General features: G+C 59.7%; 14 protein-coding genes. All 14 read left to right on the forward strand.

Features of this window, described 5'->3' with window-relative positions; genetic code table 11:
• Positions 1-140: 140 nt before the first annotated feature.
• The 14 genes from WNZ14_RS20530 to WNZ14_RS20595 all read left to right on the forward strand — a co-directional run bounded on the left by WNZ14_RS20530 (position 141) and on the right by WNZ14_RS20595 (position 17,172).
• Positions 141-1,850: a hypothetical protein gene (locus WNZ14_RS20530; RefSeq protein ID WP_342870553.1), complete on the forward strand. Its 1,710-nt coding sequence runs from the start codon at positions 141-143 to the stop codon at positions 1,848-1,850.
• A 111-nt stretch (positions 1,851-1,961) separates the two neighbouring features.
• Positions 1,962-2,975 carry an N-acetyltransferase DgcN gene (gene dgcN, locus WNZ14_RS20535; protein ID WP_342870554.1) on the forward strand — a complete coding sequence of 338 codons (1,014 nt, stop codon included), beginning with the start codon at positions 1,962-1,964 and terminating at the stop codon, positions 2,973-2,975.
• A 241-nt stretch (positions 2,976-3,216) separates the two neighbouring features.
• The gene (locus tag WNZ14_RS20540) at positions 3,217-5,202 is read left to right on the forward strand and encodes an AMP-binding protein (protein WP_342870697.1); all 1,986 of its coding nucleotides are present in this window, start codon (positions 3,217-3,219) and stop codon (positions 5,200-5,202) included.
• Positions 5,199-6,023, forward strand: a complete 825-nt coding sequence (locus tag WNZ14_RS20545; RefSeq protein ID WP_342870555.1) for an ABC transporter ATP-binding protein — start codon at positions 5,199-5,201, stop codon at positions 6,021-6,023. Before WNZ14_RS20540 ends, WNZ14_RS20545 begins: the two co-directional genes overlap by 4 nt.
• Entirely contained in the window at positions 6,023-6,982 is a 960-nt protein-coding gene (locus tag WNZ14_RS20550) for a branched-chain amino acid ABC transporter permease (RefSeq protein WP_342870556.1), read from the forward strand. Before WNZ14_RS20545 ends, WNZ14_RS20550 begins: the two co-directional genes overlap by 1 nt.
• A gap of 2 nt (positions 6,983-6,984) precedes the next feature.
• The gene (locus WNZ14_RS20555; RefSeq protein ID WP_342870557.1) at positions 6,985-7,362 is read left to right on the forward strand and encodes a VOC family protein; all 378 of its coding nucleotides are present in this window, start codon (positions 6,985-6,987) and stop codon (positions 7,360-7,362) included.
• On the forward strand, positions 7,362-8,441 hold the full coding sequence (locus WNZ14_RS20560; RefSeq protein WP_342870558.1) for a branched-chain amino acid ABC transporter permease: 1,080 nt from the start codon (positions 7,362-7,364) through the stop codon (positions 8,439-8,441). Before WNZ14_RS20555 ends, WNZ14_RS20560 begins: the two co-directional genes overlap by 1 nt.
• Positions 8,442-8,593: 152 nt before the next feature.
• Positions 8,594-9,910: an ABC transporter substrate-binding protein gene (locus tag WNZ14_RS20565; protein ID WP_342870559.1), complete on the forward strand. Its 1,317-nt coding sequence runs from the start codon at positions 8,594-8,596 to the stop codon at positions 9,908-9,910.
• Between the two features lie 84 nt (positions 9,911-9,994).
• The gene (locus WNZ14_RS20570) at positions 9,995-10,837 is read left to right on the forward strand and encodes an ABC transporter ATP-binding protein (RefSeq protein WP_342870560.1); all 843 of its coding nucleotides are present in this window, start codon (positions 9,995-9,997) and stop codon (positions 10,835-10,837) included.
• Between the two features lie 121 nt (positions 10,838-10,958).
• Entirely contained in the window at positions 10,959-11,561 is a 603-nt protein-coding gene (locus WNZ14_RS20575) for a TetR/AcrR family transcriptional regulator (RefSeq protein ID WP_342870561.1), read from the forward strand.
• A gap of 1 nt (position 11,562) precedes the next feature.
• Positions 11,563-12,726, forward strand: coding sequence for an isovaleryl-CoA dehydrogenase (locus WNZ14_RS20580; protein WP_342870562.1), 1,164 nt, complete (start codon positions 11,563-11,565; stop codon positions 12,724-12,726).
• Positions 12,723-14,339 carry a carboxyl transferase domain-containing protein gene (locus WNZ14_RS20585; protein ID WP_342870563.1) on the forward strand — a complete coding sequence of 539 codons (1,617 nt, stop codon included), beginning with the start codon at positions 12,723-12,725 and terminating at the stop codon, positions 14,337-14,339. The genes WNZ14_RS20580 and WNZ14_RS20585 overlap by 4 nt, the downstream gene beginning before the upstream one ends.
• Positions 14,340-14,344: 5 nt before the next feature.
• Positions 14,345-15,172, forward strand: a complete 828-nt coding sequence (locus WNZ14_RS20590; RefSeq protein ID WP_342870564.1) for an alpha/beta hydrolase — start codon at positions 14,345-14,347, stop codon at positions 15,170-15,172.
• The gene (locus WNZ14_RS20595) at positions 15,172-17,172 is read left to right on the forward strand and encodes an acetyl/propionyl/methylcrotonyl-CoA carboxylase subunit alpha (protein WP_342870565.1); all 2,001 of its coding nucleotides are present in this window, start codon (positions 15,172-15,174) and stop codon (positions 17,170-17,172) included. Before WNZ14_RS20590 ends, WNZ14_RS20595 begins: the two co-directional genes overlap by 1 nt.
• Positions 17,173-17,288 lie beyond the last annotated feature (116 nt).

Here is a 17,288-nt window from a genome sequence, read left to right on the forward strand (position 1 = left end):
TCTGGTCCTCAGACGCTGGTTTTTGGCGGGCGGCGGTGATCTTTTCCTGACATGCACGCTAGCCGTGGACCGGTAATTGACCTCGCCAGAGGATTGCGCAGACTAGCGCTCAACACAGAATCAGGGTCGGGGAACCGTAAATGAGCATGAACATGACGGACGTTGACGACGCGCGCGGCCGCGGCGCGCTGCTCTGGCTCTATCCGGTTCTGATCGTTTTCGCGCTGGTTCTGTTTGCCCTGCAAACCTTGCCCCTGGTGCTGCCCATCGGGCCGATGAACTGGGACGTTCTGATCTATTACGATGCGATTGGCCGTATTGCGCAAGGCCAGTGGCCGTCCGTCGATTTCTTTGCGCCCGTCGGCCCGCTCGAGTATTTTCTGGCGGCGTTTTCCAACTGGTTGTTTCCCAACGCGCAACCGGTGCTTCTGACCCAGTGGATCTGGCTGCCGATCACGGTGCCGGTGATGGCGCTGATCCTGTGGGACACGGCGCACGGCGGCCGTGGCAGGCTGGCGTTCTGGCTGCTGCTGCCGTGGATGCTGTTTACGCTGCTGCCCTATAATGTGGTCGGTTTCTATCCCTATCCGGGGACTGATGCCTTCGGGATCTACAACCGGCACGGGGCGCATCTGATCTACCTGCTGGCCGTCACCGTGCTGTTCGTACGCGGGCCGGTGATACAGACGGTGCTGCTGTGCGTGCTGGTGCTGGCGCTGGCTTTCTGCAAGATCACGGCGTTTCTGGCTGCCGGGCCTATCCTGCTGTTTGGTCTGGTGCTTGGCCGGATCCGGCTGATAACCGCGATCATCACGGCGCTGGTCTGCGTCGGCGCGACCGGGATTGCGGAACTTACGACCGGGATGGTGGTGCCTTACGTGCAGGACATCATTGTGCTGGCATCAGATAACAGCGGTGCCTTGCTGCCGCGGTTCCTGACGGCGGCGTCGCTGCACTTCAACGTGCTTGGTGCAGGCGGTGTGTTGGCGATTGTCCTGCTGGTGGCAGCGATTTCCGGCCATTCCGCAGCCGGTGGCCGGACGGAAGGCAACCGGATTGCCCGGATGATCGATGCGGACTGGTTCTGGGTCGGTCTGCTTTTGCTGTGCGGACTTTTCTACGAGACGCAGAACACCGGCAGCCAGGCGTTCCTCCTGGTCTGGCCGGCGCTTCTGGTGATCTTGTCACGACCGAAGGCGGCTTATGGGCGTTACGGCGCAGCGATCCTTGTGCTGATAGGGTTCACTGTCGTGCCAAATGTCAGCACTGTGCTGCACAAGGCGGCGCGGGCGATGGCCACGGCGCCGGGATATATCGAGCTCGATGCGCCTGATCTGGGGCCCTTGGGGCGGTTTTCGGCCAAGGATGTCTTCGTCGAACAGGCGGAGCGGATGCGTGGCATCTATATCGCCGACAGGGACACCTATCAGGCGATTGCCGAAACCGAAGCACTGCCGTCATTCCTGCTGTTTTCAGATCCGGACTACCAGTACCTTCTGTTGAAGGAAATGCAGGCGGTGACCGTTGCCATCAAGCGGCTGGAGCGGAAGAACCGCCGGCGGTTCGAACGGGTTTTCGATCTCGATTTCGCCAATCCGTTTCCCTACATTCTCAACAAGAAGGGCGCGGAATATGTTGCCATCGGCGCGGATCCTAGCAGGGCGCTTCCCGCGCTTGACGCCAAGACGCGCGATGCGGTGGCGCAGACCGATCTGGTGCTGATGCCGACATGTCCGGTTCACCATGCGCGAAAGGAATTGCTGGAGCATTATGCCTCGGCCCTGACAGAGCATGAGCTGATTACGCTGACGCCCTGCTACGACGCTTTCATTCTGCCCGTCACTCCGTGAGGGGCATGGGTTGTGCGTAACCATTTGGGTGCGGCATTTGTGATCTTGACGGTTACAGCATGGCGCATGACAGTGCGGGTCTGAAACCAATCCAAACGTTCGGAGTATGTGATGGTCATCGATCCGCCCTATCTGATTTTTCTTGGCGATGTGCCTGACGCGCTTGCGGCCAAAACAGGCCTCGGGATCGTGGACTGGCGGCCCGAGTGGTGTGTCGGCCAGTTGCGCCTTGATGGCTGCCAGGCGGACGCGAACATCCCCGATCTGACAATTGAAGCTGCGGCGTCACAGGGTGTAAAAACCATGGTGGTTGGTGCGGTGAATGCCGGCGGTGTGCTGCCGCAGCACTGGATCGCGTCGATCGTCGCAGCGCTTGAAGCGGGGCTTGATGTGGCAACAGGCCTGCACACGCGGCTGGCCTCGATCCCGGCGATCCGTGACGCGGCCGTGAAGAGCGGAGCAAAGTTGCATGATGTCCGCTTTTCAGACCAACGCTTTGAGACGGGCAAGGGGACCAAGCGTCCGGGCTTGCGCTGCCTGACCGTTGGGACGGATTGTTCGGTGGGCAAGAAATACACGGCGCTGGCGCTTGAACGCGAAATGCGGGCGCGTGGAATGGATGCAGATTTTCGCGCCACCGGGCAGACCGGCGTGTTCATCTCAGGCCGCGGGGCCGCTATTGATGCCGTCGTCGCCGATTTCATTTCGGGCGCTGTCGAATGGATCGCGCCGGCGGCTGAACCCGATCATTGGGATCTGGTCGAGGGGCAGGGGTCGTTGTTCCACCCGAGTTTCGCCGGGGTGTCGATGGGTCTGCTGCACGGGTCGCAACCCGATGCCTTTGTGGTCTGCCACGAGCCGACGCGTACGACCATGCGCGGGGTCAAACATGGCCTGCCAAGCATTCGCGAAGTTATCAACATGACGATTGCCTGCGGACGGCTGACCAATCCGGCCATTACCTGTACGGGGATCGCGGTCAATACACAGAAACTGGGCGAAGCCGAAGCCAGGGCTTTGCTGGAAGGACTGGAGAAAGACTACGGCGTGCCGGCAACGGATCCGATCCGTTTTGGTGTATCCGCTCTGGTTGACCGGCTGGCAACGATCACCTCAAAAGCGTGAGGATGAGCGAAAGTAGTACTTGCAACGGCGGCAAAGGCGCATAAGGTAAACGAGCGTTCATTTAATTGATGGGCGCTTTGGGAAACGGCAGCTGAGAGGACGGCTGCCGGATCCGACAAGAAGACAGAAGTCGGCTTTGGCCGGTGGAAGTGTGGCCAACGGGAATGGCCAAATGCATGGGGTGAGAGCCATGCTTCCGGACAAGGCTGAAAGCCGTCCGGACAGGGAGGAGAGTGGAGGAATGGAAGCCACAGGCGTGACCGCCGGCGGCAAGCCGGTTACGTTTCCGCAGTATTTGCTGCTGAACGCCAAGCGTTTTTCAGCGCGGCCTGCGATGCGGATCAAGGATTACGGTATCTGGCAGACATGGACCTGGTCGGAGCAACGCGACGAAATTCGCGATTTTGCTCTTGGCTTGAAGGCCATGGGGCTTGCTGAAGGCGAGCGTATCGCCATTGTCGGATCCAATCGCCCGCGGCTCTACTGGGCGTTCTGCGCAGCTCAATCGCTCAAGGCTATTCCGGTGCCCGTCTATGCGGATTCCGTGGCGGAAGAGATGGCCTATGTGCTGCACAATGCGGGCGTGCGTTTCGCCGTTGTTCAGGACCAGGAGCAGGTGGACAAGGTCCAGTCTGTTCTGGACGAGATCCCTGCGCTGACCGACATCATTTTCGATGAGCCACGCGGATTGCGCGACTATGAGCGCACGCATCTGCACGATTTCGCCGCGATCCAGGAAAAGGGCCGGAAAGCTGCTGCGGCCGACCCGTCGGCTGTGCCTGACTGGGAAGCCGGGATCTGGGCTTCGACCGGTAACGAGATTTCGGCCATTCTTTACACGTCCGGCACCACTGGCCGGTCCAAGGGCGTGATGCTGACGGCATCGGCTTCGGTGAAGGCTGCTCAAGACACAGCCAAGTTCGATCACATGAGCGAGCAGGACGAGGTTCTTGCCTATCTGCCGCTGGCGTGGGTCGGCGACCACTATCTCAATTATGCGCAAGGTTATGTTGTCGGGTTGTGCATGAGCTGTCCCGAAAGCACGGAAACGGTGGCGCAGAACCTGCGCGAAATCGGTCCGACTTTCTATTTCGCTCCGCCGCGGGTTTTTGAAGGCCTGCTGACCAGCGTGATGATCCGAATGGAGGATGCGAGCAAGCCGAAGAAGTGGTTGTTTGACCATTATCTCGGCGTTGCGAAGGCTTACGGCGAAAAGATCCTGGAAGGCCGTCCGGTTCCGTTGTCGGGGCGGATTTCCTACTGGATCGGCGACAAGCTGATCTACGGTCCGCTCAGAAACGTTCTCGGGTTCACGCGCATCCGCACGGCCTATACCGCTGGCGAGGCGATCGGGCCGGACCTGTTTTCATTCTTCCGCTCGCTCGGCATCAATCTCAAGCAGCTATACGGCCAGACAGAGGCGTTCCTCTACGTGACCTGCCAGAAGGATGGGGAAGTGCGCCCCGACACCGTTGGTCCTGCAGCTCCCGATGTGGAGATCCGGATTGCCGACAATGGCGAGGTCCAGTTCAAGTCCCCCGGCATGTTTGCCGGCTATTACGGCGACGAGGAGAAGACCAGGGAAGCGATGACACCGGACGGCTGGGTGATGACCGGCGACGCAGGCATCTTTGATGCCAAGGGGCATCTCAAGATCATCGACCGGGCAAAGGATGTCGGCAAGCTGACGACCGGTGCGCTCTACGCGCCGAAATATATCGAGAACAAGCTCAAGTTCTTCCCCAACATCAAGGAAGTGGTGGCCTTTGGCGACGGGCGGGATTTTGTTGCGGTGTTTCTCAACATCGATCTGACAGCGGTCGGCAACTGGGCCGAACGCAACAACATCTCCTACGGCTCCTATCAGGAACTAGCGGGCCTGCCGCAGGTCTACGAGATGATGACCGGTCATATCAACCAGGTGAACCGGGATCTGGCCGCAGAGCCGATGATGGCCGGCGCGCAGATCAAGCGCTTTTTGGTCTTGCACAAGGAACTCGACGCCGATGATGGCGAACTGACCCGGACCCAAAAGGTGCGACGGGGCTTCCTTGCGGAGCGCTACGGTCCGCTGATCGAGGCGCTCTACGACGGATCGGCAGAGAAATTCATCGAGACGGAGATGACCTTCGAGGATGGCCGCAAGGGCGCTATCCGCGCCACGGTGAAGGTGGCCGATGCGGAAACCTATCCCACCTCAGATGCAATGCCGGAGGCTGCCGAATGAATGCGCGAATTCAACGTGTCGAGCTTCATGCACAGGATGATGGTCTCACGCCCGGCGACGTGATGCTGAAGATCGAAAACGTGTCACTGTCGTTTGGCGGCGTGAAGGCGATCTCCGACATTTCCTTCGATATCCGCAAGGGCGAAATTCGCGCCATCATTGGTCCGAACGGCGCCGGCAAGACATCGATGCTCAACGTGATCAACGGCTTTTATCATCCGCAGGAAGGTGTCATCACGTTTCGCGGTGAGGCCCGTTCGCGCATGCAGCCCTATGAGGCTGCCGCCTCGGGCATTGCCCGCACGTTCCAGAATGTGGCGCTTTTCAAGGGCATGTCGACGCTCGACAACATCATGTCGGGCCGGACCCTGAAGATGCACAAGAACTTCTTCTGGCAGGTTCTCAATGTCGGGCCTGCGCGCAACGAGGAAATCGAGCACCGGTTGAAAGTCGAGGAAATTATCGATTTTCTCGAAATCCAGCACATCCGCAAGACCCCGGTCGGCAAGTTGCCTTACGGGCTGCAGAAGCGGGTTGAGCTTGGCCGGGCCTTGGCGATGGAGCCGGATCTTCTTCTGCTCGATGAGCCGATGGCTGGCATGAATTTGGAAGAAAAAGAAGACATGAGCCGGTTCATTCTGGATGTGAACAGCCAGATGGGCACGACCATTGCGCTGATCGAGCACGACATGGGCGTGGTGATGGATATTTCCGACCGCGTCGTGGTGCTCGATTATGGCCGCAAGATCGGCGACGGGCCGCCTGAAGAGGTGAAGAACAACCAGGACGTCATCGACGCCTATCTGGGAGTGTCGCACTGATGGACATCTTGTATGCAATTCTTATTGATCCGTTTGTCCAGATGGCCGACCTGCCCGACTTCTTCCTGCAGGTTCTGTGGGAAGGGTTTGTCGCAGGCGTGCTTTACGCGCTGATCGCGCTTGGTTTCGTGCTGATCTACAAGGCTTCGGGCGTTTTCAACTTTGCCCAAGGCATCATGGTTGTGTTTGCCGGCCTGACGCTTGTCGGCCTGCACGAAAAGGGCGTTCCGGCCTACCTGGCGCTGATCCTGACCATCGGGGTGATGGGACTTCTGGCGCTCGCGGTCGAACGTTTCGTGATGCGGCCGCTGGTCAACCAGCCTGACATCATTCTTCTGATGTCGACCATCGGTCTGACCTACTTTCTGGTGGGATTCGGAGAGTTCGTCTTTGGCGGCGAACCCAAGCAGATGATCACCAGCGAGTTGGGTTTGCCAACGGGATCGACGGCCTTTGAAATTGGTGATGGCGGTCTCCTGATCCTGCAGCATATCGACATTGCGGCTGCAGTGATCGCGCTGATCATGGTTGGCGCGCTGGCGGTTTTCTTCAACAAGACCAGGATTGGCCGCGCGCTGCGCGCAGTGGCGGATGATCATCAGGCCGCTTTGTCGGTCGGGATTTCGCTCAACCAGATCTGGGCGATCGTCTGGTTCGCAGCCGGTATCGTCGCGCTGACGACAGGCATCATGTGGGGTGCACGTTCGGATGTGTCCTTTGCGCTCGAGATCATCGCCTTCAAGGCTCTGCCGGTGCTGATCCTAGGCGGTTTCACCTCGATCCCCGGCGCTATTGTCGGTGGCCTGATCATCGGTATCGGCGAGAAGGTCGGGGAGATCTACTGGGGACCGCTGGTGGGCGGCGGTATCGAGAGCTGGCTTGCCTACATGATTGCGCTGATCTTCCTGCTGTTCAGGCCGCAGGGCCTGTTTGGTGAACGCATTATCGAGAGGGTGTAACGATGCACAAGAGCAGACTTTCCGCTATCGTGATTGATGTTCATACCGACCACATCGAGCACTCCGCCGGGTTCTGGTCGCAGCTGCTGGGTCAGCCCTCGCATGTTGACGATGATGGCCAGCGGGCCACCATCCTGGCTGCGGACAAGGGTGTTTCGCTCGTCATCGAGGCAGTTCAGGACGAGGCGCGGATCCACTTCGATATTGAAACCGATGATCTTTCAGCCGAGATCCATCGCATTGAAGCGCTTGGCGGCCGCAAGGTCAGCGTTGTCGATCATTCGGTGATCATGGAAGCGCCGACCGGACACAGGTTTCGCCTGATTGGTCCGAATTCGCATCTGCTGCCGTCGAGCGGAAATGTCTGGGGAGACGACTGATGCTGTACCGCGAATCCGGCCAGTACAAGACCAACTATATTTCCGACCAGGCGATCTTTCCGATCAGGGAAGACCGGATCGGGATGGTGATCATCGGTCTGTTTGCCCTTGCCATCCCGTTTTTCGCAAGTGACTTCTTCCTCAACGCGATCATGACGCCGTTCCTGATCCTGGCGCTGGCAGCAATCGGGTTGAACATCCTGACCGGTTATGCCGGGCAATTGTCGCTCGGTTCCGGCGCTTTCATGGGCGTTGGCGCCTACAGCTGCTACAAGCTGACGACGATTTTCCCGGACACGAACATCATTATTCTGGTGCTGCTTTCGGGGCTGTTTTCCGCCGGTATCGGTGTGATTTTCGGATTGCCGTCGCTCAGGATCAAGGGGCTGTATCTGGCGGTGACGACGCTTGCGGCACAGTTCTTTCTCGAGTGGTGCTTCATCCGCATTCCGTGGCTCTACAACTACAATGCGTCCGGTGCGATCGAGGTGCCCGAGCGGCGTGGTTTCGGCGATATCATTTTGACCGGGCCATCGGCTGCGCCGATGACACAGTATTTTGTCGTGCTCGGCGTCGTTGTCGTCGCCACGCTTGCGGTCAAGAACATCGTCCGCGGACGGATCGGCCGGCAATGGATGATGATCCGCGACATGGACATCGCCGCTGAACTGATGGGCGTGCGACCGTTGACCGCCAAGCTCTCGGCCTTTGCCGTATCGTCCTATCTCTGTGGCGTCGCGGGTGCATTGTTCATCTTCTTCTATCTCGGTGCTGCCGAACCGTCGGCGTTCTCGATCACGCTGTCCTTCCAGATCCTGTTCATGGTTATTCTGGGCGGGCTGGGCAGTCTGGTCGGCTCCTACTTCGGTGCGGCGTTCATCTGGGGCCTGCCAATCGTGCTGCGTGCCGGACTTCCGGCCATGGGCATCGACATCGGCGCCGAGACTGTCTTTCACATTGCGACCATGGTTGTGGGCGCATTGATCATCATCTTTCTCATTGTCGAACCGCACGGGCTGGCAAGGCTCTGGTCGCTCGGCAAGGAGAAAATGCGCGTCTGGCCGTTTCCATACGGCTGACCAACTGGTGCTTTGCGTCGTGCCTGAGGAGGCAAGACGGAGAGGTTCCATAAACGACATCGTCCGGGCATGGGACCCGTCCGGACCAGACATGTCGGGAGGATCAGGGTCCCCGGACTGGTGCGGAAATCGCACCTAATGGGAGGAATACAATGCGACTGAAACGTCTGATTGCCGGAACCATCATGGCCGGTACATTGGCGGGCGCAGCGTTGCCGGCCTTCGCCGACGAACTGTTTGTACCGCTGTTCAGCTACCGGACCGGCCCCTATGCCGGCTCGGGCATCCCGATTGCCAACGGCATGCATGACTACCTCACCATGCTCAACGAGCGTGATGGCGGCATCAACGGGGTCAAGCTCCGGATCACGGAATGTGAAACCGGCTACGACACCCAGAAGGGTGTGGAATGCTACGAGCAGGTCAAGGGCGAAGGCGCGCTGGTCATCAGCCCCTATTCGACCGGTATCACGCTTCAGGTGATCCCCAAGGCATCCGTTGACAAGATCCCGGTTCTGTCGATGGCCTATGGTCTTTCGGCCGCGGCCGTGGGCAATACTTTCCCATGGGTGTTCAATCCACCGGACACATACTGGGATGGTGCGTCTGCCATTATCACCGACATCGCCCGTCGCGAAGGTGGCGCGGACGCGATGAAGGGCAAGAAGATCGGCTACATCTTCCTTGACGCCGGTTATGGACGTGAGGCGATCCCGCTTCTCGAGCAATTGTCCAAGGACATGGGCTTCGAGCTGCTGCAGTACCCGGTTCCAGGCAAGGAAATGCAGAACCAGTCATCGCAGTGGCTTAACATTCGCCGTGACAAGCCTGACTACATGGTGATGTGGGGCTGGGGCGCGATGAGCCCGACAGCTGTCAAGGAAGCCACCAAGATCCGCTACCCGATGGACAAGTTCTACGGTGTGTGGTGGTCCGGCGGCAATGATGATGCGGGTGCAGGCGGCGAAGCAGCCAAGGGTTACCGCACGCTCAACTTCCACGGCGTTGGTGCCGATTACCCGGTGATCGCTGACATCAAGAAGTACGTTGTTGACGCAGGCAAGAGCGAGGTCGATCCGGCCAAGTTCGCCGACAACCTCTACAACCGCGGAGTCTACAACTCGATGCTGATTGCCGAAGGTATCCGCAAGGCCCAGGAAATGTCTGGCAAGACGGTCATCGACGCCTCCGACATGCGCAACGGCCTTGAGAACCTCGACATCACCGAGGAACGTCTCAAGGACATGGGCATGGAAGGCTTTGCGCTTCCGATGAAGCTGTCCTGTGAAGACCATTCCGGCCACCACAAGGTCTATATCGTGGAATGGGATGGCAAGGATTGGCAGAAGTCGGGCGACTGGTTCTCACCGGACGTCGACATGGTCAAGCCGATGCTTGAAACGGCTGCAGCCGAATATGCCAAGAGCAATGCTCCCTGGCCTGAGCGGACTGAAGCCTGCGCCAACTGATGGCATGACGAACACCCCTCGCGCGCAGCATCAGCTTCGCGCGAGGGCAACCGCCCTGACGCTTTTTCAGACCGGAGAGGGTCCATGACGATGTCCACTTCCGTATCAACCGATGCGACCGCACAGCCCAACATCCTGGCAGTGAACAATATCGAGGTGATCTACGATCACGTGATCCTTGTGCTCAAGGGTGTGTCGCTGGTGGTGCCGGAAGGCGGGATCGTGGCTCTCCTGGGCGCCAACGGGGCCGGTAAATCAACGACGCTTAAAGCGATTTCCAACCTTCTGCGCTCCGAGCGCGGCGAGGTGACCAAGGGATCGATCGAATTTGAAGGCAAGCGGATCGAGGCGCAAACGGCCAATGAGCTGGTGCGACGCGGCTGCATCCAGGTGATGGAAGGCCGGCATTGCTTCGGCCACCTGACCGTTGAGGAAAACCTGCTCACAGGCGCGTTCACGCGGCGCGACGGCAATGCTGCGATCAAGCGCGACATAGAGATGGTGTACAACTATTTTCCGCGGCTGAGAGAACGGCGGACCAGCCAGGCCGGTTACACATCGGGCGGCGAGCAGCAGATGACGGCGATCGGCCGCGCGTTGATGAGCCGTCCGAAGATGATCCTGCTGGACGAGCCCTCGATGGGGCTGGCGCCGCAGTTGCAGGAAGAGATTTTCGAAATCGTCAAACAGCTCAATCAGGAGCAGGGCGTGTCGTTCCTGCTGGCTGAACAGAATACCAATATTGCGCTCAGATACGCGACCTACGGCTATATTCTCGAATCCGGACGCATTGTCATGGATGGCGTCGCCAAGGATCTGCGCGAGAACGAGGACGTCAAGGAATTCTATCTTGGCGTGGGCGGCGAAGGGCGGCGCTCGTTCAAGAACGTCAAGCACTACAAGCGGCGCAAGCGCTGGCTGGCCTGATAAACGGCCCCTCTTGATGCAAGGCAGCGGGCAGTTGTCGGCTGTAACGATTGTAAGGGGCACTTGCGGATTGATGCGGAAGTCGATAAAATAAACGAACGTTCATTTAATTGTGTGGGCCATGGCGCGACGAGCGGGAACAACTGGAGCTGAAACAGCGGAGAAGCTGCGCAACGCAGCGCTCGAACTGTTTGCGCGTTCAGGCTACGCTGCGGTGTCGATGCGCGAGATCGCCGCAGAAACCGGAGTTCAGGCCGGGGCGATCTACAACCATTTTCCGACCAAGCAGGACCTGCTCAACGATCTGCTGCAGGTTCACATGGAGACGCTGCTCACGGCCTGGGCCGAGGCAGAGGAGCCGGACCTGGCGCCGCCGCAGGCGCTGGAGCATTTTGTCCGGTTTCACATTCGCTACCACCTTGCGAGATCACGCGAGGTGTTTATCTCCTACATGGAGCTGCGCAATCTCGAGGGCGAGAATTTCGGTGCCATCGAGGCGCTCAGGCGCAGATACGAGAGTGTGCCGCGCGCCATTCTCGACCGCGGTGCCATGGACGGAACATTTGACATCATGGACCCGCAGGTCACCACCATGGCGATCATCGCCATGCTCAACGGCATGACCACCTGGTATCGCGAGAGCGGTCGGCTGTCGCTCGATGAAATCGAGACGCTGTATGTTCGTCTGGTGGCGCGCCTTGTGGGGCAAAAGAAGGAAGACTGAAGTGTTTACGACAGGCATGAATTTCGGGTTGGGCGAAGACATCGATGCGCTCAGGGACATGGTTTCCCGTTTTGCCAGCGACCGGATTGCGCCGGTTGCCGAGCAGACGGACCGCGACAACCAGTTTCCCATGCATCTCTGGCAGGAGATGGGCGCGCTCGGTCTTCTCGGCATGACCGCTGACCCCGATTTTGGCGGCACCGGCATGAGCTATCTCGCCCATGTGGTGGCGATGGAAGAGATCAGCCGCGCCTCGGCCTCTATCGGCCTGTCCTATGGCGCGCATTCCAATCTCTGCGTCAACCAGATCAACCGTTGGGGTACCACCGAGCAGAAGCAGAAGTATCTGCCCAAGCTTTGCTCCGGCGAGAATGTCGGTGCGCTGGCGATGAGCGAGCCGGGCTCGGGCTCTGACGTGGTGTCGATGAAGCTCCGCGCCGCGAAACGCAATGACCGTTACGTCCTCAACGGCAACAAGATGTGGATCACCAACGGGCCTGACGCCAACACGCTCGTGGTTTATGCCAAGACCGACCCCGAGGCGAAATCGCGCGGCATCACTGCGTTCCTGATCGAGAAGGGCATGGCCGGGTTCTCAACCGCGCAGAAACTCGACAAGCTCGGCATGCGTGGCTCCCACACCTGCGAACTTGTGTTTGAGGACTGCGAAGTGCCGTTCGAGAATGTGCTCGGCGAAGAAGGCCAGGGCATCAAGATCCTGATGTCCGGGCTCGACTACGAGCGTCTGGTGCTGGCCGGTGGGCCGCTTGGCATCATGGCGGCGGCTATGGACGTGGTTGTGCCCTACTGCCATGAGCGCAAGCAGTTCGGCGAACCGATCGGCAATTTCCAGCTGATGCAGGGCAAGCTCGCCGATATGTACACGACGATGAATGCTTGTCGTGCCTACGTCTACTCCGTGGCACAGGCCGCCGACCGCGGCGAGACCACGCGCAAGGATGCCGCCGGCTGCATTCTCTACGCTGCTGAAAAGGCGACGCTGCTTGCGCTGGAATCGATCCAGACGCTGGGCGGCAATGGCTATATCAACGATTATCCAACAGGTCGGCTGCTGCGCGACGCCAAGCTTTACGAGATTGGCGCGGGAACCTCGGAAGTGCGCCGCATGCTGATAGGGCGCGAAATGATGGCGGAAACGGCGTGAGCATCATCCAATCCAAAATCTCCACCGGCTCGCAAGCGTTCAAGGACAATGCGGCGCGGATGCATTCGCAGATTGCCGAAACAGCGCAGGCCGCTGAACTGCACGGGCAGGGCGGGCCGGAGGCGTCGCGCGAACGCCATGTCGGACGTGGCAAGCTGTTGCCGCGTGACCGGGTGGCGACGCTTCTGGATGCGGATTCGCCGTTTCTTGAAGTTGGCCGCTTTGCGGCGCATGGGCTTTATGGCGGCGACATTGCTTCTGCGGGGGTGATCGCCGGTATCGGCCGTGTCAGCGGTCGCGATGTGATGGTGGTGTGCAACGACGCCACGGTAAAGGGCGGCACCTATTATCCGTTGACGGTGAAGAAGCATCTGCGCGCCCAGGAAATCGCGCTCGAGAACAATCTGCCTTGCGTCTATCTGGTGGATTCCGGCGGCGCCAACCTGCCCAACCAGGACGAGGTGTTTCCCGACCGGGATCATTTCGGCCGGATATTCTTCAACCAGGCCAACATGAGCGCCAAGGGGATATCGCAGATCGCCGTGGTGATGGGGTCGTGCACGGCGGGCGGCGCCTATGTGCCGGCGATGAGCGACGAGACCATCATCGTGCGCGATCAGGGCACGATCTTTCTCGCCGGTCCGCCGCTGGTCAAAGCTGCTACCGGCGAGGTGGTGAGTGCGGAGGATCTCGGCGGCGGCGATGTGCACACGCGGCTTTCGGGCGTGGCCGATCATCTGGCTGACAATGACGCCCATGCGCTGGAGCTTGCGCGCCAGGCTGTGGCCAATCTCAATGGCCGGGGCAGGGCAGGGCTCTGCCAGATGGATTGTCTGACGCCCGAGGATCCGCTCTACGATCCGGCGGAAATCGCAGGCATCATTCCTGCTGATACGCGGCAGCCTTATGACATTCGCGAAGTGATTGCCCGCCTGGTTGATGGTTCGCGCTTTGACGAGTTCAAGGCGCGCTATGGCACCACGATTGTCTGCGGCTTTGCCCATGTGATGGGAATGCCGGTCGGCATCATCGCCAACAATGGCGTGCTGTTTTCCGAAAGTGCGGTGAAGGCTGCGCATTTCGTCGAGCTCTGCTCGCAGCGCAAGATCCCGCTGGTTTTCCTGCAGAACATCACCGGCTTCATGGTCGGCCAGAAATACGAGACCGGCGGTATTGCCAAGGACGGCGCCAAGATGGTGACGGCGGTTGCGACGACGCAGGTGCCCAAGATTACCATGATTGTCGGCGGTTCGTTCGGCGCAGGCAATTACGGCATGTGCGGTCGGGCCTATTCGCCCCGCTTCCTCTGGACATGGCCGAACAGCCGTATTTCGGTGATGGGCGGCGAACAGGCGGCGGGCGTGCTCGCCACCGTCAAGCGCGACGCCATCGAGCGCAAGGGCGGCGAGTGGTCAGCGGCGGACGAGGCAGACTTCAAGCGACCGACCATCGAGATGTTCGAAACTCAATCGCACCCGCTCTACGCCTCTGCGCGGCTCTGGGACGACGGCATCATCAACCCACTCAAGTCACGCGAGATCCTGGCGCTCAGCCTGTCAGCGGCGCTGAATGCGCCGGTGGAAGAGACCAAGTTCGGCGTGTTCAGGATGTGATGGAGATGGATTGGCAAACGCCGGAAACGTTCCACTTCGAGGAATATAGCATCCGATGGGGTTCGCTTGGTACAGGCGAGCCTCTGGTGCTGATGCACGGCACGCCGTTCTGGTCTTATGAATGGGCCCGATTGGCACCGCTTCTTGCGAAAGAGCGGAAGGTCTATTTCTACGACATGCTTGGCTACGGCAATTCGGACCGACCGGATGGCGACGTTTCGCTTGGCATCCAGAACCGGATTTTGGCAGCGCTCATCGCCCACTGGGGGCTGGTCAGCCCCGATGTTGTTGCTCATGATTTTGGTGGTGCGACGGCCTTGCGGGCGCACCTGATTGATGGCGTTGATTACAACAGCCTGACGCTGATCGATCCTGTGGCCATACGTCCGTGGGGTTCGCCGCTGGTGCAGCACGTCAAGCATCACGAACCGGCATTCGCGGGGATGCCCGGCTACATGCATGAAGCAATCTTGCCGGCCTATCTGCAGTCGGCCATGAAAAAACAAGCGACGGCTGAGGTGTTGGCGCCATATACTGACCAATGGATTGGCACGGAAAAACAGGCATCGTTCTATCGGCAGATCGCACAGATGGACCAGCGTTTCACCGACGATGTGCAGGATCGTTATGCGGATATACGCTGCCCGGTTCAGATCCTCTGGGGTGAGGACGACGAGTGGATCCCGATCGAGCGTGGACGGGAACTGCACTCAATGATCCCGGGATCAGATTTCATTTCCGTCCCCGGAGCGGGGCACCTGATGCAGGAGGATGCTCCGGAAGCCATTGCCTTTCATCTCCAGGCGTTTCTTAAATCAAAAGGACGGCAGTGATGCTCAAGAAAATCCTCATCGCCAACCGGGGCGAGATTGCCTGCCGGATCATTCGCACGGCGCGGAAGATGGGCATTGCAACGGTCGCGGTCTATTCCGAAGCCGACGCCAAGGCGCTGCATGTCGAAATGGCGGACGAGGCAGTGCTGATTGGCCCGGCTCAGGCTTCAGAGAGCTATCTCAAGGGTGACGCGATCCTGAGTGCCGCCAAGCGCACAGGTGCGGATGCGATCCATCCAGGCTACGGCTTCCTGTCGGAGAACCCCGGCTTTGTCGATCAGGTTGAAAAGGCCGGGCTGATCTTCATCGGGCCGTCGGCCAAGGCAATCCGCGCCATGGGGCTGAAAGATGCGGCCAAGGCGCTGATGGAAAAGGCCAATGTGCCGGTCGTGCCGGGCTATCACGGCGAAGCGCAGGAGCTGGTGGTGCTCGCAGGCAAGGCCAACGAAATCGGGTTTCCGGTGCTGATCAAGGCGCGCGCAGGCGGCGGTGGCAAGGGCATGCGCAAGGTTGACCATCAGGGTGATTTTCCGGCAGCACTTTCCTCGGCAAGGCGCGAAGCCAAGGCCTCGTTCGGCGATGACCGGGTGCTTGTCGAGAAATATGTGGCCACGCCACGTCATATCGAGATCCAGGTGTTCGGCGACAATCACGGCAATGTGGTGCACCTGTTTGAGCGCGACTGCTCGGCGCAGCGACGGCACCAGAAGGTGATCGAGGAAGCGCCGGCACCGGATATGCCCAAGGAGATGCGCGCGGCGATGGGTGCTGCAGCAGTGCAGGCCGCAAAGGCAATCAATTATTCGGGCGCAGGAACGGTGGAATTCATCGTCGACGCCAGTGACGGGCTCAAGGCTGACCGGTTCTGGTTCATGGAAATGAACACGCGGCTGCAGGTCGAGCATCCGGTGACCGAACTGATCACCGGTCTTGATCTGGTCGAATGGCAGATCCGTGTTGCAGGCGGCGAGGCCCTGCCGCTCAAACAAGACGAGCTTTCGATCAACGGGCATGCGGTAGAAGCACGGATCTATGCCGAGGACGCGGAAAAAGGGTTTCTGCCTGCCGTTGGCCGGCTAATTCATCTGCGGTTTCCAGGCGGCGACATCAGGGTCGATGCTGGCGTACGCGCCGGCGACGAGATCACGCCGTTTTATGATCCGATGATCGCCAAGGTGATTGCGCATGGCAAGACCCGCTCCGAGGCGCTTGGCAAGCTCGCCGGAGCGCTGGGCCGCACCGAGATTGCCGGGACCGTCACCAATACCGCATTCCTTGCAAGGCTTTGCCGGGACGCGGATTTCGCTGCCGGTCGTCTGGACACTGGTCTGATCGATAGGAACATTGCCAGCCTGACGGCGCGCGCGGCAGCGCCCACGCCAATCGCTGCGCTGGCAGTTCTTGCGGCATCAGGGATGGTGCCCTCCGGAACGCAAAAGGCCGCGTCGGTCATGGCGATCGGTCCTTTCGAAATCTGGGGTGCTCCGAAGCGGTCGGTGAGCCTTGTGATCGAAGGAACGGAGAGGGGCTTCACCGTTGAACGTGAGGGCTCGGATAAATGGCGCATTGCCGGTGACGGGCTTGATCAAGGTGAACTGCACTTGCAATCGGTTGTCCGAACAGATGATGACTGGACATTCAGTGCCGGCGGTGTGACGCAGCGGTGCCGGCTGGTTCAGAGTGGCATTGAAGTGACGGTCTTCCATGAGGGACTGACGCACCGGTTCGGCAAGCCGCAAGGCACGCGTGGCGATGATCTGGCTGCGGGCGGAGATCAGGTGGTCTCGATGATGCCGGGGATCATCAAGCAGGTGCTTGTGGCTCAGGGCCAGGAGGTCAAATCCGGCGAGGCGATGGTGATCATCGAAGCGATGAAAATGGAGATGACCCTGTCGGCGCCGCGCGATGGGGTGGTGGCCGAAGTGCTGGTGAGCGTTGGTGCGCAGGTGGCAGACGGGGTGAGCCTGGTGCGGCTGGAGGTGGAAGCCGCAGCAGCCTGACCTTCGATAATTATTGCCCGTAGAAGCCATACCGGTTGGAAATCGGCAGCTGGCTGGTTGAAGTTGCGCCTGAAATGGCCCACTTCAATCTTCGGCCGAGCCCTCAAGGACAGGAA

Origin of the sequence: Hoeflea sp. AS60 (assembly GCF_038900115.1) — a bacterium.
In the GTDB taxonomy this organism is placed as follows: domain Bacteria; phylum Pseudomonadota; class Alphaproteobacteria; order Rhizobiales; family Rhizobiaceae; genus Hoeflea.